Annotated in this window: 16 protein-coding genes and 1 pseudogene; 14 read left to right on the top strand and 3 right to left on the bottom strand. The window is 59.9% G+C overall.

The genetic code is table 11. From position 1 onward, the window contains the following. Positions 1-157: 157 nt before the first annotated feature. The 7 genes and pseudogenes from rpoD to ACFQZG_RS23835 form a co-directional block, all read left to right on the top strand. Positions 158-1042: pseudogene (rpoD, locus tag ACFQZG_RS23865) on the top strand (RNA polymerase sigma factor RpoD); the annotation flags it as partial. 95 nt (positions 1043-1137) lie between these two features. After that, positions 1138-3063 carry an ABC-F family ATP-binding cassette domain-containing protein gene (locus tag ACFQZG_RS23860; protein ID WP_378157151.1) on the top strand — a complete coding sequence of 642 codons (1926 nt, stop codon included), beginning with the start codon at positions 1138-1140 and terminating at the stop codon, positions 3061-3063. A gap of 87 nt (positions 3064-3150) precedes the next feature. Next, positions 3151-3573: a TFIIB-type zinc ribbon-containing protein gene (locus ACFQZG_RS23855; protein WP_378157149.1), complete on the top strand. Its 423-nt coding sequence runs from the start codon at positions 3151-3153 to the stop codon at positions 3571-3573. Between the two features lie 180 nt (positions 3574-3753). Then, on the top strand, positions 3754-4608 hold the full coding sequence (locus ACFQZG_RS23850) for an ABC transporter ATP-binding protein (RefSeq protein WP_378157147.1): 855 nt from the start codon (positions 3754-3756) through the stop codon (positions 4606-4608). Positions 4609-4726: 118 nt separating this feature from the next. Next, positions 4727-5689, top strand: coding sequence for an AAA family ATPase (locus ACFQZG_RS23845; RefSeq protein ID WP_378157145.1), 963 nt, complete (start codon positions 4727-4729; stop codon positions 5687-5689). A gap of 3 nt (positions 5690-5692) precedes the next feature. Beyond that, complete coding sequence (locus ACFQZG_RS23840) at positions 5693-6793, top strand: DUF58 domain-containing protein (RefSeq protein WP_378157143.1); 1101 nt, start codon at positions 5693-5695, stop codon at positions 6791-6793. Continuing rightward, positions 6790-8067 carry a hypothetical protein gene (locus ACFQZG_RS23835; protein WP_378157141.1) on the top strand — a complete coding sequence of 426 codons (1278 nt, stop codon included), beginning with the start codon at positions 6790-6792 and terminating at the stop codon, positions 8065-8067. Before ACFQZG_RS23840 ends, ACFQZG_RS23835 begins: the two co-directional genes overlap by 4 nt. Before the next feature lie 51 nt (positions 8068-8118). Here the strand turns inward: ACFQZG_RS23835 and ACFQZG_RS23830 are convergent, their stop codons facing one another. Then, the gene (locus tag ACFQZG_RS23830; protein WP_378157139.1) at positions 8119-9036 is read right to left on the bottom strand and encodes a polysaccharide deacetylase family protein; all 918 of its coding nucleotides are present in this window, start codon (positions 9034-9036) and stop codon (positions 8119-8121) included. Positions 9037-9266: 230 nt separating this feature from the next. Here ACFQZG_RS23830 and ACFQZG_RS23825 point away from each other — a divergent pair, with 230 nt between their 5' ends. Genes ACFQZG_RS23825 through ACFQZG_RS23815 form a run of 3 tightly spaced genes read left to right on the top strand, consistent with a single transcriptional unit; the run spans position 9267 to position 13103 of the window. Beyond that, positions 9267-9557 carry a DUF6509 family protein gene (locus ACFQZG_RS23825; protein ID WP_378157137.1) on the top strand — a complete coding sequence of 97 codons (291 nt, stop codon included), beginning with the start codon at positions 9267-9269 and terminating at the stop codon, positions 9555-9557. 52 nt (positions 9558-9609) lie between these two features. After that, entirely contained in the window at positions 9610-11355 is a 1746-nt protein-coding gene (locus tag ACFQZG_RS23820) for an ABC transporter ATP-binding protein (protein ID WP_378157135.1), read from the top strand. A 2-nt stretch (positions 11356-11357) separates the two neighbouring features. Then, a complete protein-coding gene (locus ACFQZG_RS23815) occupies positions 11358-13103 on the top strand; it encodes an ABC transporter ATP-binding protein (protein ID WP_378157133.1) in 1746 nt (581 codons plus the stop codon). Positions 13104-13173: 70 nt separating this feature from the next. Here the strand turns inward: ACFQZG_RS23815 and ACFQZG_RS23810 are convergent, their stop codons facing one another. Then, positions 13174-13989: a DUF2935 domain-containing protein gene (locus tag ACFQZG_RS23810; protein WP_378157131.1), complete on the bottom strand. Its 816-nt coding sequence runs from the start codon at positions 13987-13989 to the stop codon at positions 13174-13176. A 142-nt stretch (positions 13990-14131) separates the two neighbouring features. Between ACFQZG_RS23810 and ACFQZG_RS23805 the strand changes: the two genes are divergently transcribed. The 4 genes from ACFQZG_RS23805 to ACFQZG_RS23790 all read left to right on the top strand — a co-directional run bounded on the left by ACFQZG_RS23805 (position 14132) and on the right by ACFQZG_RS23790 (position 16867). Next, a complete protein-coding gene (locus ACFQZG_RS23805) occupies positions 14132-14614 on the top strand; it encodes an SRPBCC family protein (protein WP_378157129.1) in 483 nt (160 codons plus the stop codon). 1 nt (position 14615) lies between these two features. Continuing rightward, the gene (locus ACFQZG_RS23800; RefSeq protein WP_378157127.1) at positions 14616-15095 is read left to right on the top strand and encodes an SRPBCC family protein; all 480 of its coding nucleotides are present in this window, start codon (positions 14616-14618) and stop codon (positions 15093-15095) included. A gap of 129 nt (positions 15096-15224) precedes the next feature. Continuing rightward, positions 15225-15668: a MarR family winged helix-turn-helix transcriptional regulator gene (locus tag ACFQZG_RS23795; RefSeq protein ID WP_378157125.1), complete on the top strand. Its 444-nt coding sequence runs from the start codon at positions 15225-15227 to the stop codon at positions 15666-15668. A gap of 38 nt (positions 15669-15706) precedes the next feature. Then, positions 15707-16867, top strand: a complete 1161-nt coding sequence (locus tag ACFQZG_RS23790) for an MFS transporter (RefSeq protein ID WP_378157123.1) — start codon at positions 15707-15709, stop codon at positions 16865-16867. Positions 16868-16985: 118 nt separating this feature from the next. On the opposite strand, the gene ACFQZG_RS23785 is transcribed toward ACFQZG_RS23790, so the two are convergent. Next, a complete protein-coding gene (locus tag ACFQZG_RS23785) occupies positions 16986-22823 on the bottom strand; it encodes an S-layer homology domain-containing protein (protein WP_378157121.1) in 5838 nt (1945 codons plus the stop codon). Positions 22824-22839 lie beyond the last annotated feature (16 nt).

The raw sequence follows: 22839 nt of genomic DNA, 5'->3' as shown, positions 1-22839 counted from the left end.
TTAAATTTTGTTAAAATGGCGGATAGCGACGAAAAATCGCTTTTAAGTAAAAAGGTCTCTTTTCACTATATCATAATTTCTTCGAAGCGTCAATGGGCGGAACGCGGCAAGCCGCCTCGGGGATGATTACTCAAGGAGGGGTTGCACGATGACGTACGAACACAACGAAGAGCACGAACTGAACGACGAAGACCTGAAATGGCTGCCGGGAGTCAAGATCGACGACCCCGTTCGCATGTATTTGAAGGAAATCGGCCGCGTCCAGCTGCTGTCCGGGGAAGACGAGGTCGAACTGGCGATCCGCATCGAGCAAGGCGACGAAGAAGCGAAGCGACGGTTGGCGGAGGCGAATCTTCGCCTCGTCGTCAGCATCGCCAGACGTTACGTCGGCCGGGGCATGCTGTTCCTCGACTTGATCCAGGAGGGGAATATGGGCCTGATCAAGGCGGTGGAGAAGTTCGACTACCGCAAAGGCTTCAAGTTCAGCACGTACGCGACGTGGTGGATTCGCCAAGCGATCACCCGCAGCATCGCCGACCACGGCCGGACGATCCGCATTCCCGTGCACATGGTCGAGACGATCAACAAGTTCATCCGAATCTCCAGACAGCTGCTTCAAGAGCTCGGCCGGGAGCCGACGCCCGACGAGGTCGCCAAGGAGATGGAGCTGCCGCTCGAGAAAATCCGGGAGATCATGAAGATTTCGCAGGAGCCGGTGTCGCTCGAGACGCCGATCGGGGAAGAGAACGACTCCAAGCTCGGCGAGTTCATCGAGGACCGCGACGCGATGGAGCCGGCCGACGCCGCGGCGTTCGAGCTCATGCGCGAGCAGCTGGAAGGCGTGCTGGAGACGCTGACGGAACGCGAGGAGAGCGTGTTGCGGCTGCGGTTCGGGCTTGACGACGGCCGTTCCCGGACGCTGGAGGAAGTCGGACAAGCGTTCGGCGTCACGCGCGAGAGGATTCGCCAGATCGAAGCGAAGGCGCTGCGCAAGCTGAGGCATCCGAGCCGCAGCAAGCGGTTGAAGGACTTCCTGGAATAAACCCGAACGAATCGCTTGGCGCTTAGGCGTCAGGCGATTTGTGTTATGATGTAAGATGGATTCCGCACAATAACGTTAAAGTAGGTTGATCTTTCATGCACTTAATGTCCGTGGAACGAATCGCGAAGAGCTTCAGCGATAAAATATTGTTCGAAAACGTAACGTTCGGCGTGGACTCGGGCGACAAAATCGGCATTATCGGCGTGAACGGCACGGGCAAGTCCACGCTATTGAAGGTGCTCGCCGGACTGTTGCCCGCCGATTCGGGCACCGTATCCGTCGGCCGGACGGTGAAGCTGCGCATGCTGGCGCAGGACCCGGTATTCCAGCCGAACGAAACGGCGCTGGAGCACGTGCTCGGCGGAGACTCGCCGCAATTGCGGGCGGTGAGAGAATTGGCGGACGTAACGGCAGAGCTGGCATCGAGTCCGGACGACGCGGCGGTGCAACGGCGCCTCATCGCGGCGAATGCCCGGATGGACGAGCTGGACGCGTGGCAGATGGAGAGCGAGGCGAAGACGGCGCTGTCGAGACTCGGCATCGATCGGTACGACGAGCAGGTCGCGACGTTCTCGGGCGGCCAGCGCAAGCGGGTCGCGATGGCCGCCGCGTTGCTGCAGCCGTCGGACATCCTCATCCTCGACGAGCCGACGAACCATATCGACAACGATTCGGTCGCTTGGCTGGAAGGCATGCTGCAGAAGCGCAAGGGCGCGCTGCTCATGATAACGCACGACCGCTACTTCCTCGACCGCGTCAGCAACCGCGTCATCGAGCTGGATCAAGGCCGCGCCTACTTCTACGAGGCGAACTACAGCCGGTTCCTGGAGCTCAAGCTGGAGCGGGAAGAGCGCGAGGCGGCGTCCGAAGCGAAGCGGCAGAATCTGCTTCGCAACGAGCTCGCTTGGATCCGCCGGGGCGCGCAGGCTCGCTCGACGAAGCAGAAGGCGCGCATCGACCGGTTCGAAGCCCTGAAAGGGCAGACGCCGAAGCAAGCGGCCGGCAAGCTGGACGTGTCGGTCGCGTCGTCGCGGCTCGGCAAGAAGATTATCGAAGCGGAGCACGTGGAAATGAGCCTCGGAGGGCGTAAGCTGATCCGCGACTTTAACTATATCGCGGTGCCCGAAGACCGCGTCGGCATCGTAGGTCCGAACGGCAGCGGCAAGTCGACGCTGCTGAAGCTGATCGCGGGCAAGCTGACGCCGGACGCGGGGCGGATCGAGCTCGGCCTGACCGTGAACCTGGGTTGGTTCAGCCAGGAGCACGAGGAGATGGACGAATCGCTGCGGGTCATGGAATATATCCGCGAAGGCGCGGACCAGGTGAAGACGTCCGACGGCTCCACGATCTCCGCGGGGCAGATGCTGGAACGGTTTCTTTTTCCGCCGAATACGCATTGGGCCGTCATCTCGAAGCTGTCCGGCGGCGAGAAGCGCCGGTTGCAACTGCTGCGGGTGCTCATGGGAGCTCCGAACGTGCTGCTGCTCGACGAACCGACGAACGATCTGGACATCTCGACGCTGACGGTGCTCGAGGATTACTTGGACGATTATCCGGGCGTCGTCATTACGGTGTCGCATGACCGCTACTTCCTCGACCGCACGGTCGACCGGATCGCGGCGTTCGAGGGCGACGGCGTCATCACGCATCACGTCGGCAACTATTCCGAATACCGGGAACGCGAAGCGGAGAAGGAAAAGGAGAAGGCGTCCGTCCAACCGGCGGCATCGGCCAAGCCCGCGGCGTCCGGGCCGCGGACGGACGGCAAGGAGCGCCCGCTCAAGATGTCGTTCAAGGAGCAGCGCGACTTCGAGCAGATCGACGGCTGGATCGCGGAGACGGAAGACGCGATTGCCGCGGTGGCGCGCCGGATGGAGGAAGCCAGCAGCGATTCGTCGTTGCTGCAGCAGTTGATGGCGGAGCAGCAGCAGTTGGAGTCGAAGCTCGACGAGCTGCTCGAGCGATGGACCGAGCTGAACGAGCTGGCCGAACGGATCGCCGCGGGCAAGAAGGGGCAATAGAGGGCGACGGATTCCGGAATTGGAACCGGATGGCGAATCTTCCGTACTAAGTAGGGTAACCTATTCGGATGAGGAGGCACGGTTCGTATGAATTGTCCGGTGTGCGAAGGCACTCGCATGAGAGAAGTCGAGAAGGACGGCATTCTCATCGACGTATGCCCGAATTGCAAAGGGGTTTGGTTAGACCGCGGCGAGTTAGACAAGCTGATGCAGGGCGTAACGGAAGTTCGCCAACAATACAACCAATGGTATTACAGCGACGACGATGACGACGACGACGATCGCAAGCGCCGTTATCCGCCGCAGCAGCCGTATCCGCAACAGCCGCAGCAGCCTTACCCGCCGCAACAGCAGGCGTATCCGCAGCAGCAGTACCCGCCTCAACAGCAAGGGTATCCGCCGCAGCAACAGCCGTATTACGGCGACAAGCACAAGCATTCCCAATACCCGTACAAGAAGAAAAAGAAAAGCGTCATGGACGTCTTCGGCGATTTGTTCGGCGGAGATTGACCTTGCGCTTGCTCGCGAGTCCCGGCCTAGCGCCGGGGCTTTTCTGTTGCCGGGAAGGCGGAAAAGCGGACGAATCCAGCATTTTAAGCATTGACAATGATAATGAGAACCATTATCATTACTCAAGACGATAAAGTTCGGATACATACCACAATGATTAACGGAAAGAAGGATGAAGAGATGTCTCGTTTGCGGACGGCGGAGTTATGCCTGGGCTACGGCAGCAGACAAATCGTGCAGCAATTGAACATAGAGGTGCCGGACGGCAAGATCACGGCTCTAGTGGGCGCCAACGGTTCCGGCAAGTCGACGATTCTGAAGTCGATGGCGCGCATCCTGAACCCAGTCGACGGCGGCGTCTATCTGGACGGCAAGCTCATCCACCGCCAGCCGACGAAGGAAGTCGCCAAGCAACTGGCGATTCTGCCGCAGAACCCGACCGCTCCGGAAGGGCTGACGGTTCGCGAGCTCGTCTCGTTCGGCCGCTATCCTCACCAGAAGGGCTTCGGCAACTTGTCCGCCGAAGACAATCGCATGATCGAGTGGGCGCTTCAGGCAACCGGCATGGTCGAATTCCGCGACCGTTCGGTCGATCAGCTGTCCGGCGGCCAACGCCAACGCGCTTGGATCGCGATGGCGCTCGCGCAGGGCACGGACGTCCTGTTGCTCGACGAACCGACGACGTTCCTCGACATGGCGCACCAGATCGAAGTCATGACGCTGCTCGAGAAGCTGAACCGCGATCAACAACGGACGATCATCATGGTCGTGCACGATTTGAACCACGCCGCCCGGTACGCGCAGCATCTTGTCGCGCTTAAGGGAGGCACCGTCCTGTACGAGGGCAACCCGCAAGAAGTTATGACGAGCCAGATGCTGCGCGACGTATTCGGCATCGACGCGGACGTCATTCCGGATCCGCGCACCGGCGCGCCGCTGTGCCTGCCGTACGGACTCGCGGAGGAGACGGCGAAGCCGAGCGTGATCGCTCCGATGCCCGCTGCCGGTGTCGCGCGCGAGAAAGTATTGGCGTAGCGTCCAGACCGCTTCGTCCATGTGAGCCTCTCCGAAAAAGATCGGCGCAAGTTACAATTTACGCTCTCCCCCACCATTGCTAGAATGTAGAAAATGGGGGGAGGGCTTTTTTTTTCGTATGAAGGAACCGAACGCGCAACATGAACTGTCCACGGTCATCGCGAACGTGGGCAAAGTCGTCGTAGGCAAAGAGCACGTCCTGGAACAGCTGCTGATCGCGCTGCTCGCTTCCGGGCATATCATTCTCGAGGACGTTCCGGGAACCGGAAAGACGCTTCTCGCCAAAACGTTAGCCAAGACGCTCGACTGCGAGGTGCGGCGGATTCAATTCACCGCGGATCTGCTGCCCTCGGACGTTACGGGCATTAACTTCTATAACCAACGGACCGGCGGCTTCGAGCTTCGCCGCGGGCCGGCGTTCACGAACGTTCTGCTCGCCGACGAGCTGAACCGGGCGACGCCGCGAACGCAGTCCGCGTTGCTCGAATGCATGGAGGAGCGGCAGGTGACGATCGACGGCCAGACCTATCCGCTGGAGTCGCCGTTCCTTGTCATCGCCACGCAGAACCCGATCGATAACCACGGCACTTTCCCGTTGCCGGAGGCGCAACTCGATCGCTTCATGCTTAGCGTCTCGATGGGGTATCCGTCCGCCGAGGAAGAACAGGCGATCTTGCGTAGATTCACGTCGGGCGACCCGCTCGCGCAGTTGCAAGCCGTCATCGGACAAGCGGACATCGCCAAGCTTCAACGGCAAGCGGCCGCCGTCTTCGTGAGCGACGAGCTCGTGCAGTACATCCTCGCGATCGTCGCGGCGACGCGGACGCATCCGGACGTCGCGTTCGGCGTCAGCCCGCGCGGCAGCTTGCAGCTTATCAAGGCGGCGCAGGCCAGGGCGATCGTACGCGGCAGGGATTACGTCGTTCCGGACGACGTGAAGGCGCTCGTCGCGCCGGCGTTCGCGCACCGCATCATCTTGCGCGACTCGTTCCGCGGCGAGGCGTCGCGGACGCGACAGCTATTGGATCGGCTGCTGGCGGACATCGCCGTGCCGACGGAGTCGGCCATCGGGTCGAAGTAAGAGATGGCGATCATCCTGTGGATCGTGATCGTGCTGGTCGCCATGTATCAGCTGCAGCGGCTGGCATACCGTTATTACGGCATGCGATCGGTCGCGTACGACCGTTCGTTCAGTTCTTCGCGGGTGTTCGCGGGAGAGACGGTATGGCTGAGCGAGAAGATCGCCAACCGCAAGCGTCTGCCTCTCCCTTGGCTGCGGGTCGAGACTCTCATGCCCGCGCAGCTCGTATTCAAGCAGCAAGAAGCCGACACGTCGATCAACCGCGGCGATCAACTGCAGAACCATGCCAGCTTGTTCAGCATTCCGTCCTATACGGAGATCGTGCGCAAGCACGAGGTTCTCTGTCCGCAGAGAGGCTGCTACGCCGTATCCAGCTATACGATCTCCATGGGCGACATGATCGGCTGGCAGGTCAAGTCCGAAGCGCGGACGCCGGCGACCAGCGAACTGGTCGTCTATCCGAAGCTGATGGCGCTTAACGACTTGCCGCTCTCCGCGCGCCGGTACGTGTACAGCGTCCGCAGCATGCTGTCGCCGATCCGGGAGGATCATTACCACGTGGCCGGCGTCCGTCCGTACCGGGACGGCGATTCGTTCCGGCTCGTGAACTGGAGCGCGACGGCGAAGACCGGGGAGCTGCTCGTTCACCGGAGAGAGAGTATGTGCGACAACGACTTGACGCTGCTCGTTAACGCGGAGATGCTCGACCATTCGAACAACCGGCGCCTGACGAAGGAGCAATTCGAACGCGCCCTCAGTTACGCCGCTTCGGCGGCGCAGTACTTGATCGCGGGCGGAGGCAAGGCGGGGATCATCTATAACGGCGCGGTGTCGGGGCACGCGGACCCGGTCTTCCGTCTGCCCGTCAAGGGCGGTGCGGCGCATCTGGAAGTGATGCTGGAAGCGATGGCCCGGTTCGAACCGGCGACGAAGCTCGGCATGAACTACTTGCTGGAGCGGTTGGTCGCGGAGCGCTCGCGCGGCATGAACGTGCTGTTCGTGACCGGCTTCATCGACGCTGCGCAGGAAGCGCTCGTCAAGCAGCTCAGACAGAACGGCAATGCGGTCGAAGTGCTGCTGCTCTATAAGGAGGCGGCCTCATGAACGGCACGATTGCAAGGGCGTTGGTTAAGCCGATCGGAAGATTGACGTTCGAGCTTCTCATGTGGATGCCGGTATGGTTGTTGCTCACGATCGACCGCACGGCCGGCGCGAGAGCGGCATGGCTGGCGGCGGCCGCGGGCTGCTGGATCGTCGGCGTCCTGATCGCGCAGCTTCGTCCGCCATGGCGGCTGCTAGCGGTATTGGCGTCGATGCTCGCGGTTGTCGCCGCGACGATAGCGATCGATTATCGGGAGTATCTCCCGTTCGGCGCATGGCTGGCGACGCTCGCCTGGCGCGGCCGGTATACGGAAACTACGCCGGGGCAATACGGGATCGCGTTCCTGATCGCCGCGGCGGGCGTCGTCTACGCTTCGAACGCGGATAAGGCCGCGGACTATCGAATGGGCTTCATCGCGCTGGCGATCGTCTGGGCAGCCGGTCTGTTGATCGCCATGAACCGCGTCTCCGTCCACGAAGCGGGACTGCGCAGCGCTATCGTCACGCGCGCCGTCCGAAGGGACAGCCGCAAGTACGCGATCGCTTTCGTCGCGATCGGCCTCATCGTCTTCGGCTTGACGGTTAGCTACGGCCAGCAATGGTTGAGACTGCCGCACGTGAACCTGGAGAGCTCCGGGCCGACGATACCCGAGCCTCCCGCCGCGCCGCCGGAGGATGCCGGACCGCCGTTGCCGCCTCTGGGGGAGTACCGTTCTTCCCCGATCTGGGACATTCTCTCGTACGTCGTGGGCGGATTGGCGGCGTGCGGGCTTGCTTGGTTCGCTTATTGGATGTGGCGGGAGAGAACCTGGTCGTGGAAGGCATGGAAGGATGCCCTGCGCAGACTGTTCCTGCGAGACCGCAAGGAAGAGAAGCTGCCTTACGTCGAAGAGCGGCGGAGTCTGCCGAAGACGAAGCGCAAAGCGCCATGGAGCGATCTCTTCCATCGGCCGCGGCGCGGACCGGATTGGCATCGGCTGAACAACGCGCAGAAGGTTCGGCGATTGTACGCGGACGCCGTGGCTTCCGGCATCGCGACGGGATACGCGCACGAGGCGCATCGCACGGCAGCCGAGACGATGGGCGAGCTGGAGCGGCTGCGCGTCGCGCGATCCGGCGGAGACGACGGAAGACAAGCCGCGTACTGGAGCTGGTTCTCGAACGTCCGGCAAGCGTTGCTTCGCCTATACGAGCAAGCCCGCTATAGCCAGCACGAGGTGCGCGAGCAAGAAGTCGCCGCCTTAACCGAAAGGCACCCCGACAGAGAGAAGTTATAGACAGCAAGAAGCCCCTCCGCGACGAACGTACGGAGGGGCTTGCGCGTTCTATTATTTCACGACGGATTTGGAGGCTTTGCCCGCGTCGATCATCTCTTCGACGGTGACGAACTCGAAGCCTTTCGCCTTCAAGTCTTCGATGATGAGAGGGAGCAGGGCGAGCGTGTGCTCGAGGGCGTTCTTGCGGCCGCCGAACGAATGCATCAGGATGATGGCGCCGGGTTTCGCGTGCGAGCGTACGTCCTTGCGCATGTCGGCGACGGACGTTCCCGCCCAGTCGCGGGTATCGACGGTCCAATACACGTGGGACATGCCGCGTTCGTGCAGCGCGTCCAAGAGCGCGTCGGACATCGCGCCGTACGGCGCGCGCATAAGCGAAGGCGTGAAGCCCGTGACGTCCGCGATCGCTTGCTGCGTCTTGTCGATCTGTTCGCTGATTTCCTTGTCCGTTAGCTTCGTTAAATCTTTATGAGACCAAGTATGATTGCCGATGCTATGACCTTCGTCCAAGATTCGATTCGCTGTATCCGGATACTTATCGACTTGCGGTCCGACGAGGAAGAACGTTCCTTTGACGCCGTACTCTTGCAGAATATCCAGCACTTGCGGCGTGTATTTGCCGTCGGGGCCGTCGTCGAACGTCAGCGCGACCAGCTTGCGGTCATCGCTCGTCTCTCCTTGAACCGGCGGAGGCGACGGTTCGGCGGGCGGCTGCGTGGCCGGAGGCTCCGGCGTTGCCATGGATTCGTTCGGATCGGTCGTCGCGGACGGAGCCGGCGTAGCCGTCGGTTCCGGCGTAACGGCCGGTCCGGAAGTGGCCGCGGCCGCTTCCGGGATGCCTCCCCGAGCGAACAGCGCGTCTCCGGAGTAGTGGGCGGCGGTCAATCCGCAGATCGTCGCCGCGAGCAACAGAATGGCGAACAAGCCGACGCGTCTGCGCCGCGTTCGCGAGAATCGGGTTCCCCTCATTATGGTATCCTCCACTGTTCATCTTTCCAACAGATACGAGAGGCGGATGGGGATGGCCCCGGCGAAGGGATCCCCACCCCTGGCGCCGCGGCCGGTATTCGCTTTCTGTTCTTCTTGGACATTGAATTAGACGAAGGACGGCGGGAAAAGGTTGAGTGTTTTTGTCGACTTTTAGAACAAATAGATTGGTGTATAATAGCAATAGGCTGCATGTGGAAGGATGAGGAATTTTGCTAGAAATAACGGAATACAGCGTGGAACTCGTGAAGGACCCGTTCGGCATTTTGTCGGGCAAGAGATACGAATTCATCTTGGAGTTGGACGTGCCGGAGGACGACGAGCTTCATTCGGAGCACGGCGTCTACGCGAAGGTCGTGTACAAGTCGGACGAGGAGCGATCCGGAATCGTGACTTGCGATCTGTACGAGCGCACGACGCATAAGTTCCTGGACATCGACGTCGAGGACGACGAGAAGGAATCGCTCTCCGCGTTCTGCAGAGACAATTTACCGGAAGATTGAGAGCCTCGGGCAGCGCCCGCGGCTTTTTTAACCTAATGGGGGTGGGCAAGACGTGAGTTTCGTGAAAAGATTGGATTGGTTCTTCAAGCTGAGATGGCGAAGTTACGCCATTGCGATCGGATTGATGGCGGTCGTCAGCATGCTGTCGATGATTCCCCCGAGGCTGATCGGCAACACGATCGACGATATTCGCGGCGGGACGCTCGTCGCCGGGGATTTGCACGCGACGGTCGGTTGGCTCGTCGGGTTAGCATTGCTCCTCTACGTCATGGTCTACTTCTGGATTACGAGGCTGTTCGGCAATTCCGTACTCATAGAGAAATTATTGCGAAGCAAGCTCCTTGCCCATCTGACGCGTATGTCGCCTTCGTTCTTCCAACGGAACAGCACCGGCCAGTTGATGGCGCTCGCGACGAACGACATCCTGGCGATCGGCAACACGGCGGGGTACGGCGTCATGACGCTAGTGAACACGCTCGTCGGCGCATCGGTCGTCATCGTCATGATGGTGTCGTTCATCAGCTTCAAGCTGATGCTCGCCGCCCTCGTCCCGCTGCCGTTCCTCGCGGTCGTCATCAGCAAGCTCGGCCAGAAGGTCCGCGTGCGGTTCATCGAAGCGCAAGCGTCGTTCGGCCGGATGAACGACCACGCGCTGGAATCCATTTCGGGAATCCGCGTCGTGCGCGCGTACGTACAGGAGGAACGCGATACGGCGGCCTTCGACCGCATCACTTCGGAGGTGCGGGACAAGAACCGCCGCGTGTCGATCTTGAACGCCCTGTTCCAGCCGCTCATCTCGATCATCGTCGGGCTCAGCTTCTCGATCGGCATCGGCTACGGCGCCTACTTGGTGCAACAGGGCGACATTACGCTCGGCGAACTGATCTCCTTCAATATCTATCTCGGAATGCTGATCTGGCCGATGATCTCGTTCGGCGAATTCATTAACGTGCTCCAGCGGGGAAGTGCCTCCGCAGAGCGGCTTGACGCGGCGCTGGGGCAGCGGTCCGATGTCTCGGACGCGGATGATCCGGCCTTGATCGACGCCCCGGGACGAATCGAGATGAAGAAGCTGAGCTTCTCGTATCCGACGGCCGAATACCCGAGCTTGACCGACGTCTCCTTCAAGCTGGAGCGGGGCGGAACGCTCGGCATCGTCGGCAAGACGGGCGGGGGCAAGAGCACGCTGCTGAAGCAGCTGTTGCGGCAATATCCGTTGGCGGAGGGAAAGCTGCTCGTGTCGGGCATTCCGATCGAGCGTATCGCGATGGACCGCTTGAAGGAATGGATCGCCTACGTGCCTCAGGAGCATCTGCTCCTCTCCAAGTCGATCCGGGACAACATCGCGCTCGGCAAGCCGGATGCGACCGACGAAGAGATCGCCCGGGCGGTCGAGATGGCATCGTTCGCGCAGGATATCGCGCAGATGCCGGAAGGGCTCGGGACGATCGTCGGAGAGAACGGCGTTATGCTGTCCGGCGGGCAGAAGCAGCGGCTGGCGATCGCGCGGGCGCTATTGATCGATTCGGAGATTCTGCTGCTGGACGATTCGTTGTCCGCGGTCGACGCCCGAACGGAGAGCCGGATCATTCATAACGTTCGCAAGGAGCGCGCGGGCAAGACGACGCTCCTAACGACGCATCGGCTATCCGCGGTCAGCCACGCGGACTGGGTTCTCGTGCTGGATCAAGGGCGTGTCGTCGAGGAAGGGACGCACGAGCAACTGATTCTTCACGGCGGCTGGTACAAGGAACAATGGGACCGGCAGCAAATGGAAGCAAGCTTGGAGGAGGCGTAACGATGAGGAAGCCATCGACGGGAAGAAGACTGCTGGCCTACGCCTTCGTCTACAAGTTCCGAATCATCGCCGCGATTCTCATCCTGTGCGGCGCGGTCGCCGCCGAGCTCGGCGGGCCATATATACTGAAGACGATTATCGACGATCACCTCTCGACGGGGGCAAGCGACTTGGCGCCTGTGCTGTGGTTGCTCGGCGGCTACTTGGGCTTGCTGATCCTGGCCGGAGCGTTCAACTTCACGCAATCTTACCTTCTCCAATCGACTTCGCTTCAGATTATTAAGAATATGCGGATGGATCTCATGAAGCACGTCCAGCGCATACCGATCCGTTACTTCGACAATACGCCGATCGGGCAGGTCGTATCGCGGATCGCCAACGATACGGAGGCGATTCGCGATCTGTTCATGAGCTTCATGGCGACGTTCATCGTCAGCGCGCTGCAGTTGACCGGCATATACGCCGCGTTGTTCCTATTGGATTACAAGCTGGCGCTGTTCTGCTTGGTTCTGCCGCCCTTATTCGCGCTCGTTATGTACGTTCACCTGAAGTACTCCAAAGGCTACATAGCCATCATGCGCGCGCGTCTAAGCGATATGAACGCGATGATCAACGAATCGATCGCGGTCATGCCGATCTTGCAGGCGTTCCGCCGGGAGAAGCGGACGCTAGAGGAATTCGAGACGATGAACGAGGATCGTTACGCGGCGCAGGTGAAGCAATTCCGCGTGTTCTCGCTGTCCTCGCGCAACTTCGTCGGCACGATCGGCGCGCTCGTCACGGCGATGGTCGTCTGGTATTTCGGCGGCAACGCGCTGGAAGGGGCGATCAGCTTCGGCGTGTTCTACGTATTCGCGGATTACTTGGGACGGTTGTTCCAGCCGATTATCGGCATCTTCGACCAACTGACGAACGCGCAACGGGCGTTCGTGGCCGCGGACAAAGTGTTCGCGATCATGGACATGGAAGGCGTCGAGGTGGATGAGGCGGTCGAGGTTGCGCGTCCCGAGGGCGCGGTCAAGTTCGATAACGTGACGTTCGCCTACAAGGACGGGGACGACGTACTGAAGAACATCTCGTTCAAGGCGCGCAAGGGCGAGACGGTGGCGCTCGTCGGCCATACGGGCTCGGGCAAGAGCTCGATCATGAACCTGCTGCTCGGTTTCTACGAACCCGGGGCAGGGGCGATCACCATTGACGGAAGAGACGTCTCGACGATGTCCAAGCAGGAGCTGCGCAAGCATATGGGCATCGTGCTGCAGGATCCGTTCTTGTTCGCGGGCGACATCAAGTTCAACGTGAGCTTGTACGACGAGAGCATCTCGGAGGAGCGGGTGAAGCAGGCGCTGCGCGACGTCGGCGCGTCGACGTTCGTCGAGCGGCTGCCTGGCGGCTACGATGAACCGGTCGTGGAGCGGGGCAGCACGTTGTCCGCCGGTCAGCGCCAGCTCATCTCGTTCGCCCGCGCGCTCGCCTTCGATCCGGCGATTCTCATTCTGGACGAGGCGACCGCGAGCATAGACAGTGAGACGGAAGGGCTCATCCAGCGCGCGCTGAAGGTCGTCAGCGAAGGCCGCACGACGTTCGTCATCGCCCATCGGCTGTCGACGATTCGGGAGGCCGACCAGATTCTCGTGCTCCATCGCGGCGAGATCGTCGAACGCGGCAACCACGACGCCCTCATGGCGCTCGGCGGAAGGTACTTCAAGATGTATCAGCTGCAGAAGGGCGAGATGGTCGGGGTGTAGGCTGCCAAGGACGAAGAGGCACGACTCGGGGAGATCCCCTAGTCGTGCCTTTGTCGTATGCGAAGGTCTTTCAATCGAACGGGATGCTTCTGACGGGCTTGCCGGTCAACGCGTCATCGAACATGTCGATGATGAAGAGGAACCGCTCCGCCTCGCGGTACACGTGATCCGCGAGCAACGGGTGTATGATGCTTTTGATCCGGCAAGCTTCGATCAAGTCGCGGGCGGTTTTCTTGAAATCGCGCAGCGACGTTACCGAGACTTTGTTCTGATCTACGAATTGATCGAGAAGCGGGACGGTTTGAGATTGCGGACGCATGGAGTCCAAGTCCCTGGCTTGGAAGAGCAACTGGTCGAATTCGTCGCTGAATTGCTTGGCTTGATCGACGAGCTTCCGTTCGGACGGGTCGAGCAAGTGGCCGATGAATTTGGCGTGGTCCGCCATGATTCGCAAGAAGAACACGTTCTCGTTGATGATCGCGTCGGGCAGAGGATCCAATTGTCCCGTATTGAGCTGTTCCAGCCGGTTTCTGAAGTAGAACGCTTCTCTGCTCGTATGGTCGACCAGCAGCGGGAAGTTATTCGCGCCCGGCAGCTGGCATTGGAGGATCAAGCCGAGCACTTTGCGTTTGAACGCCCAGATATGGGAAACGGCCGTATGGACTTCTACGTTGAAGCGTTGTATCACTTGCGGTTCCGTGCTTTTGTCGAACCTGTTGGCCCGGTCTTCGATCGCTTCGAATACGGAATAGAATTGATTCGCCTCGTTAATCAGTTGCGTGTCTTCGCACCGGAAACCGAGCTTCAGGAACAATGAATGTTCCTTCATGATCCGAGACCAGAACCGAATCTCGTCCAGCGAACGCGCGACGAACGCATTGGACAATGCATTTCCCTCCCCGTAGACCTTCATAGTTCATGTGTATCGCATGCAAGTCGTCCCTATGTCAGATAATCCCATCGCTTTTCCTCAGCTCATCCGACATTTGGTATAATAAATCCAATTCGACAATGAAGGGGAGAGGCTTATGACGATGCTAGCCCAACCGCCGGTCGCCAAGGCGGAGATGCTCATCCGGAGGCCGGCACGCGAAGTGTACGAAGCGTTCGTCGACCCCGTGATCACGACGAAGTTCTGGTTCACGAAGAGCAGCGGGAGGCTGGAAGCCGGGAAGCGCGCGGAGTGGACGTGGGAGATGTATGGCTTCTCGACCGGCGCGAACGTGCTGGAGCTCGAGGAGGACAGAAGGATCCTGCTCGAATGGGGAGACGAGAGCGGCTTCACTTTGGTGGAATGGACATTCGCGCCCCGCGGGGAAAACGAGACGTACGTGACGATTCGGAACTCGGGCTTCCAAGGAGACGCGGACGGCATCGTGGCGCAGGCGCTGGACTCGACGGAAGGCTTCGCGTTCGTGCTGGCCGGACTCAAGGCGCTTCTCGAGCACGGCGTCCGGCTGAATCTGGTCGCGGACAAGTTCCCCGATGCGCACGTGGGCAAGGAGGGTTAAGATGCTGGCCGAATTAATGCGTACTTCCGAAGGCTATGAGGCGCGGTTCGAGCGACATTGGCCGCATGCCCCGGAACAGGTATGGTCCTGGTTGACGGACAACGCCAAGTTGAAGCAATGGTTCTCCGAGCTGAGCGTCGACGACTTGCGCGAGGGCGGCGCCTACAAATTCGATATGGGGGATGGCACTTTCGAGGAGATGCCGATCTTCGAGCTTCGGACGAATGCCGCGCTGGCGTTCGCGTGGGGCGAAGACCGAGTGCTTTTCGAGCTGGCATCGGAAGCGGACGGCTGCCGACTGATGCTCGTCGAGACGATCGGCAAGCTGAGCGACCATACGCCGCGGGACCTTGCCGGTTGGCATGTCTGTCTGGATGCGATCCGTGAGCTCATGGACGGACGGACGATCGAATCGCGAATGGACGAGTGGAAAAAAGCATACGAGGAATACAAGCCGCTAGTCGAGCATTTACGTCGTTAACGATACTAATGGCGCGGGGACCGGATCGGATATCGATTCGGTTCCTTTTTTATGCGGATTGTTCCATTGCCATTCGTGTGATATAACTATAGTTGTCATGACAACTAATTAAGATGATCGAGGTGCCGCGTGCGGATCCAAGACTCTATCGGCTATATCATCGCGAACGCCGACCGTAAGCTGTCGTCGAACCTGGCGCAGCTCTTCCAGCCGTACGGCGTAACTTCGGAGCAGTGGGCGGTGCTGTACGCGCTTCATGCGAACGACGGGGTGAACCAGAAGGAGTTGGCCCGGCTGACCGACAAAGATCCGGCCAACGTGACCCGCATACTGGACCAGCTGGAGCGCAAAGGGCTCGTTGCCCGAATGGCGAATCCGAATGATCGCCGGTCTTATACGATGCGAATTACGCGGAAAGGCATGGATGTCGCCCGACAGCTTCTGCCGATCGAGCAGCGGTTCGTGGCGGAGATCGTATCGGGAATATCGGAAGAAGAGCTGGAGGTATTCCGCACGGCGATGCGAGTGATCGACCTGAACGTCGAACGCCTGCGTCGCGACGGGCAAGCGTAAGGTCGCCGGACGCACTACGATAACGGGAGATAGACAACATGAGACATTCATCATCGGATAAATTGTGGAGCGTACCGTTCGTCACGATCTGTATAAGCAGCTTCTTCGTCTTCATGACCTTCTACGCGCTTGCGGCGTCTTTGCCGCTGTACGTGAAGGAGGCGTTCGGAGGTTCGGAGGAGCAGGTCGGCCTGACGATGACGTTGTTCATCGTCGCCTCGGTGGCGGCCCGCTTGTTCGCGGGAAGATGGATGGAAACGTTCGGGGAACGGAGGATCGTGCTGGCTTCGCTGGCTCTGTTCGCCGTCGCGGCGTTATTGTATGAGAACAGCTATAGCTTGATCCTGTTGTTCGCTCTTCGGTTCGTGCACGGGGGCAGCTTCGCCGTCTCGACGGCTTCGACCAGTTCGGTCGCGCTGCGGCTGATTCCGGAGACGCGCAAAGGAGAAGGCATCGGATACTTCAGCTTGTTCATGAGCTTGGCGATGGTATTCGGGCCGTTCGTCGGCCTGACGGCGGTCTCGCATCTCGGTTTCGGCTTCTTGTTCGGGATGTGCGCCGCGTTCGCCGCGTTGGCGTTCGGATTCGCCTTCTTCACGCGCGGCAGGGAAGAGGCGAAGAGGGCGGTGCCTGCAACCCGGGACAAGCTGCATTGGCGTCACTTGATCGAGACGTCGGCGATTCCGATCGGACTGGCCGGCTTCGTGCTCGCTTTCGCGTACAGCGGACTGACCTCGTTCGTCTCTCTCTATGCGGACGAGTTGTCCATCGGCTCGATGGGCGGTCTGTTCTTCGTCTGCTTCGGCGCCATGATCGTGCTCCCTCGCCCGTTCGTGGGCAGAATACTCGATAAGTACGGGGAGCACGTCATCGTCTATCCTTGCATTGCGGCTTTTACCGCCGGGATGGTCTTGCTCGGGATCGCGCAATCGCCGGGGATGTTCCTGTTGGCGGGAGGAATCTGCGGGCTCGGCTACGGATCGATGCTGCCTTGCTTCCAGACGGTCGCGGTCAAGCGGGCCGGGGGCCCGCCAAGCGCTCGCCACGGCGACGTTCTTCGTCCTGTTCGATCTCGGGTACGGCGTCGGCTCGTACGTCCTGGGCGCGTTGGCGTCCTTGACGGGGTACTCGCATACGTATCTGATCTCCTCCGCCGTCACGGCGTTCACGGCCGTCATCTACTTCGCGTTGCATCATAGGAGAGCACGTAGAGGAAATCTCGTGAATTCTCCGGCGTAAACGGAGCAATCCGGCAAACCGGCAAGAGGAAAGGGACGAAGACGAGCCTTGGCTCGTCTTCGTCCCTTGTCGTAAGCGTTAGCGGTAGGCGTTCCAGATCCGGTAGATCAATACGGCCGCTTCCGCGCGGCTGCATGCCGCTTGCGGCCTGAACGTTCCGTCGTCGAAGCCGACGAACAGCCCTGCCGCGCGCAATCTGTCCACGGCATCCTTCGCGTAGCCTGAGATTGCTCCGGCGTCGGTTAGCGCTGCGCCGGCAAGCGTATCTCCGCCGGGTGTCGACGCCAACGCGCGATCGAGCATGACCGCGATGTCTTCGCGTTTGATCGGATCGTCCGTGCCGAAGGCGTTCCCGCTCTTGCCCTTGACGATGCCGAGAGAGTATGCGATATCGATCGGCTCCGCGTACCATTGCCCAGGCTCCACGTCGGCGAACGAAGGGGCAGCGCCGGAAGGATCGCGTCGAAGTTCCAGCGCGCTCGCGAGCATCGTCAGGAATTCCGCCCGCGTCACGCTGGCTCGCGGGTCGAATCGTCCGAGGCCTTTGCCCTTAATGATGCTTCTCGCGGATAGCGCTTCGATGCTCTCGAGTGCCCAGGAATAGCCGGACAAGTCGGAGTAATCGTTGCTGCGGTAGCCCACGGCATATACGCTGAAATGATCCGTCGTGAACGTGACTTTACCCGTCGCTGCGTCATAGCCGCCGTTCGTGACGATAACGGGCTTGCCGTCCGGATTCACGTAGTAAACGACAATGCGATGGGCTGCTTCGCCCGGCTTCGGCTTGTAAGGAATGCCGACCGAGAGCGGGGCAAAGGTGTCGATCGTCACTCCGTTCAACGTCAGCTTGAACGAGAACGCAGGATGATCGCCGATCGTGTCAGCCGCAGTGCTCGGTAGATGGCTTGTCGAGGCTTGCGCGACTTCGATCGTCAAGGTGCCGGTAGACGCGTTCACCAAGATTCCCTCGAGTGTATGCGCGGGTATGCTCAGCTCCGCCGTACCTGTATCGACGATCAAAGCGAGAGCCTTGCCGGCCGCAGTCGTCCATGCATCCACTGGGAGCTTAATAGCGAAGGCGCTCGCTGTCTTATCCGTCTCGATCGAGATTCTCAGCGCGTCGGTCGATGCGGCCGTCGCTTGTCCGATCGATTGTGCCGGTACAACGATCGTCGCTTTGCCGTCCGAGTCCGTATTCGAACGGATCGTGATATTGCCATTCGAGACGGAAGGGAATTGCGCTACGTTGCCATTGTTTCCGTTGTTTCCGCCGCCATTGCCTCCGTTATTGCCGACGTCATTGTATTCCGCGATAACGAACACCGGTCGCTCGCCGACATCGAGAACGGTTGCGCCGTCGTCGACGTCAAGGTCGCTGCGATTGCCTTCCGTCGTTCCTTCGGCCAACTCGATGAGTGTCGCGCCGGTTGCCGAAGCACCGAGGTCGAATGAATAGTCTTCGACGACCGTATTGTTCGCCGTTGGCGCCCATACCGCGTAGATAGGCTCATTCGTCGAATCGCTTACGAACTTGTAGATGAGGACGTCTTCGTTGTTCGAGTCCACTTCGCTATCGAAGTGGTAGCCAGTCAGCACGTTCTTCATCGTATACACGTAGTACCACGAAGGCTTCTTCGACCAATTCTGGTTTTTGCCGCGCGTAAGCCCGCTTGTGTCGAATTTAGTGGAACTGTTGATATCGACATCCCGCACCATGTACATGGCGGCCTTATCGATTCCGGCTGCGGCAATCGCCAAGTAGGAGCGAATGAGCCATTGGCCTTGCACTTCCTCCTGGGAAGTCGCGCCGATCGCAGGCGCCTTCTGCGGAGAGTTCGGATGCGTATCGTATCCGAATTCGGTCAGCCATACTTCCACGCCGGGCATATACCGATCCCGATACTCCACGAACTCCTGCATGCGTTCCTTCAACCGGTCGGCTTCGGGACTGATGCCAACCGAACCGTTGCTTTGGTTCGTTCCGTTGTTGCTGTAATGATGGATGTTAATGACATCGAACGGCAGGTCGCCGCCTCGATTGTAGTCCGCCCAGAACTTCATGGCGCGAACGTATTCGACATCGGGCTTCGCCAGACCGCTCATGACGAGCTTCGCGTTCGGGTCTGCGTTCTTCACGCCGACGGTATCGCCCAACGTATCCATATGTCCGTCATAGTCTGCGCTTGTCATCGCGGATAGCTCGTATGGCGAGAAGTGGGAGATACGACCTTCCCACCACCGATCCGGTTCGTTCCAGTTCTCGAAGTAGGTAAGGAAGTCCAGCCCCGTCAATCTTGGCTCAGAGGAGGCCAGCTTCAGCTTGTTGTCCGCAACGACCGTACTGCCGTAACGTGCGGCGTATTGATACATATGATCCGCATGCTCGATATAGGAAGCCGGCAGGGAAGGGTCGCCGTCTTCGGCGATCGGCTTATTCGACTGAGCCGCGGTCAGCCAGCCGACGCTTCCTCCGCCCGCAACCGGGGAGACGGTCAAGCCGCGCGACTTCAGATCGCCATAATAATCGTCGAAGTTCCAACTGCCGCCGCCGGCCCAGCTGTTATACCAACGGTTCGCGTTGTTCGGATAGCCTGGATAACGGCTTGGATCGGAAGTGACGACGCCGAACGGATAGATATCGCCTTCGTCCCAGTTCCAGCTATGATATTCGCGAATGAAGCCGACGGCTTCGAGCACGTCGCGCGGATCGTCGATGAACGCGTTCATGCCGATGAATTCGTCCATCTTCGGCATAGGGTGGGCGACCGGCTGCGGATCCGTCGCCGGCACGCCTTTAAGCGCGCCGTAGACGACGATCTCAGGAATATCCGCTTGTGCAGGGATCAACAGGCGCAGGTATCTCGTCGTTACCCGGACCGGATGTGCCTTCCAGGCACCTTCGCTGGTTAGCCCGTCATTGAACAACGGCTGCCAGTCGAATGGGTCCCCGGCGAACATCGATACGTTCTGCGAGCCAGCACCGTCGTAGAGGTAGAAGTCGGATAGCTCGTATTCGGCGCCGAGATCGATAACGGCGGAAGCCGGCAAGTATACGGCGCTCGTGCCGACGTTCCAGGCGGTAACCGGGGTACCGCCGGAAGCGTTCTTCGGATCTCCCGCGATACTCTGTTCGTCGACGAGCAGCTTCGCGTTGCCTTCGACGGCTTCGTTGAGCACCATGTCGCCGTTCAGAGCAATCTTCGCCGTCGTCGCGGCAGATGACGTCGTAACGGTCGCCACGTTCGATAGACCGGAGGCATTGTTCGCTTCATCTCTGGCAATGAGGGCGAACGAATAAGGCGTATGAGGATCCAATCCGTAGATCCAGACCGATTGTTCGAAGTCGGCTACCTTCGGCATCGGCGTATAAGACGCCGCCGATGCGCTGTCGAAGCTGGCTTCGGTAATTGGTCCCGTGTTGTAACGGATATCATAGGAAGTCACCCGACCTTCGCCTGCGACATCATCGCCAGGCGCTGTCCAAGTCAGACGGACCGCATTGCCGGAGACGAATGCGACGTTCAAGTCGGTCACGTCAGTCGGGTTCGTGACGTCAAGCGGCTCCGTACGGGCACTAGCCACGTTGGACAGAGGTGACACATTGCCTGCTTCATCCTTAGCGATAAGCGCGAAATAGTAGAGGGTATCCGCGTTCAAGCCGTTCACGACGAACTTCTGCGCCGTCCCGCCGCCGAGCGGAGCGGGAGGCGAAGCAACATTCGTGGCATCTGCCCAGTTGGCGGTCGTAATCTCCGAAGTGTGGTAGCGGATTTCGTAACTGTCCGCCTTGCCGGCCGCCCCGTCATCGCCGGGCGCCTTCCAATTCAATCGGAGAGTCGTCGTCGTCGGCTTCGCGGCCGTAAGATTCGTGACCTGCCCCGGCGCGCGCGTATCCGGCAGAGAGCCGCTGAGCGGTGTGCCGTATAGGACGATCTCGCCGACTCTCGCGGTGGAACCCGCTAGCTGGACGCGAACGTATCTCGTCGCGGCAGTAACCGGATGCAAGTTCCAGACGTTATTGTTCTTCATTCCGTCGACGAACAATGACGTCCATGAAGCAGGATCGGAGCCCGAAGCGGGATGTCCCGCGTATAGGGTGACATTGCCGATCGAGCCGACGTCGCGCAAGCCGATATTCGTCAGCTTGTATTCAGTTCCGAGGTCAATATACGCGGACAGCGGATAGTCGCCTTCTGTCCATGATGGAATCCACGTCGTAGCGGGTGCGCCCGTGGGAGTTGCGAGCGGATCGCCGGCCGCCGATTGCTCATCGACGAGCAGCGTCGCATCTCCCTTGTTCGATTCGTTCACGACCATCTCCGTCGAGAGCGGAATCGGCGTAGCCACGGGCGTGCCATATAGCACGATTTCATTGACTTTCGCCGTATTCATGTATTCGATCTGTACGTATCGGGTACGAGTCGTTACGGGATGAAGAGTCCAGGCATTAAAGTTCTTCAATCCGTCGCTGAACAGCTTCGTCCAGTTGTCGGGAGAACCGGCGTAGAAGTTGACGGTTCCTGCTCCCTCGCCGTCACGAATGGCAATATTGTCCAGATCATAGTATTGACCGAGGTCGATCGTCGCCCGCGCGGGTATCGTCTGTACCCACCACGATGTCGCGGTGTTGCCTGCCGCTGCCAACGGATTTCCTACGGCAGCTTGCTCGTCGATCAGCTTCCATGCTTCCGAGCCGCCAGCCTCGGCCGTGATCATCGATGTGTTCAAGGCGATCTTGTCCGGCAACTTCGCTTCGGCCGGCGCCCCGTACAGCACGATCTCAGAGACGATAGCTGCCAGAAGGTTCGCTTCGACGCGAATGTAGCGCGTGCGAACGTTCGTATCGAATTCCAGCCAAGTATTCGTATGCGGATTGGCGAACGTATGGTCGAACAATTGCGTCCAGGACGTCGACGGGCTGCCCGCAAACACTTTGAAGTGCGCATTGTTCACATCGTCCCAGGTGCCGGGATCGTTAAAGTCATATAAGTAAATTTGCGAGAGGTCGTACTCTCTGCCTAAGTCGATATAAGCAGAGATCGGGTAGTTGTTGCCGACCGAGTTCCAATCTCCGAACCAGAACTTATTCGGAACGCCCCCTTCGCCGTTCAGGGGATCGCCGGCGAGCTCTTGCTCATTGACGAGCAGCGTCGCGTTGCCGTATCCCGTCTCGTTCGTTACCATTGCGGGCGATAGCGGTATCTTCGCCGGAACGGGCACGCCGTAGACGACGATCTCCGGCACGAGCGCGCCGAGCCTTGTAATGCCGACGCGGATGTAACGCGTACGCGCCGGCGTATCGAAGTTCTCGCCGATCCAAGTATTCGTCTCCAGGAGCGCGTGGTCGATGATCGTCGTCCAGGCAGCGTCGCCGGCCCCCGGAACGGAGTTCGGCCGACCGACGGCGAACGAGACCGCGCCGTTCTCGTCGTCCCACGCATCCGCGAGCTCCAGATCGTAGAAGTAGATATCCGTAATGTCGTATTCCTGGCCGAGATCGATATAGGCGTAGATCGGGTAATTGTTGCCGACCATGTTCCAGTCCCCGAACCAGAAGGTGTACGGCGTGACGAGAGCGCCGTCGCGAGGGCTGCCGACGAGCGCCTGCTCGTCCACCAGCTTGCTCGGGTCCCCGTAACCGCTTTCACTAGTGACCATGGCGCGAGACAGCGGTATGCGATTGCCGGCATACACGCTGCTCGTCACCGACATAGCGGAATTCTCTCCTTCGGGACCTTCGACTTCAAGGTCCTCCTCCGTGCCGGCATTCTGAGAATCGTCCCCGGGTTCCAGCACGATTACGTTATCGCCGCCCTCCTCCGCTCTCGCGGCCGTTCCTTGCCAAACCGGCAAGCTGCCGGTGACAACGAATAGCGCCAGAGCTACAATTAGAAGCATGGATAATTTTTGCTTCACTTCCACATCTCCTCCT

This window comes from Cohnella sp. GCM10027633 (assembly GCF_042675445.1).
In the GTDB taxonomy this organism is placed as follows: domain Bacteria; phylum Bacillota; class Bacilli; order Paenibacillales; family Paenibacillaceae; genus Cohnella.
The sequence above is the reverse complement of the archived record's forward strand: the minus strand, read 5'-3'. Positions and strand labels throughout refer to the sequence as shown.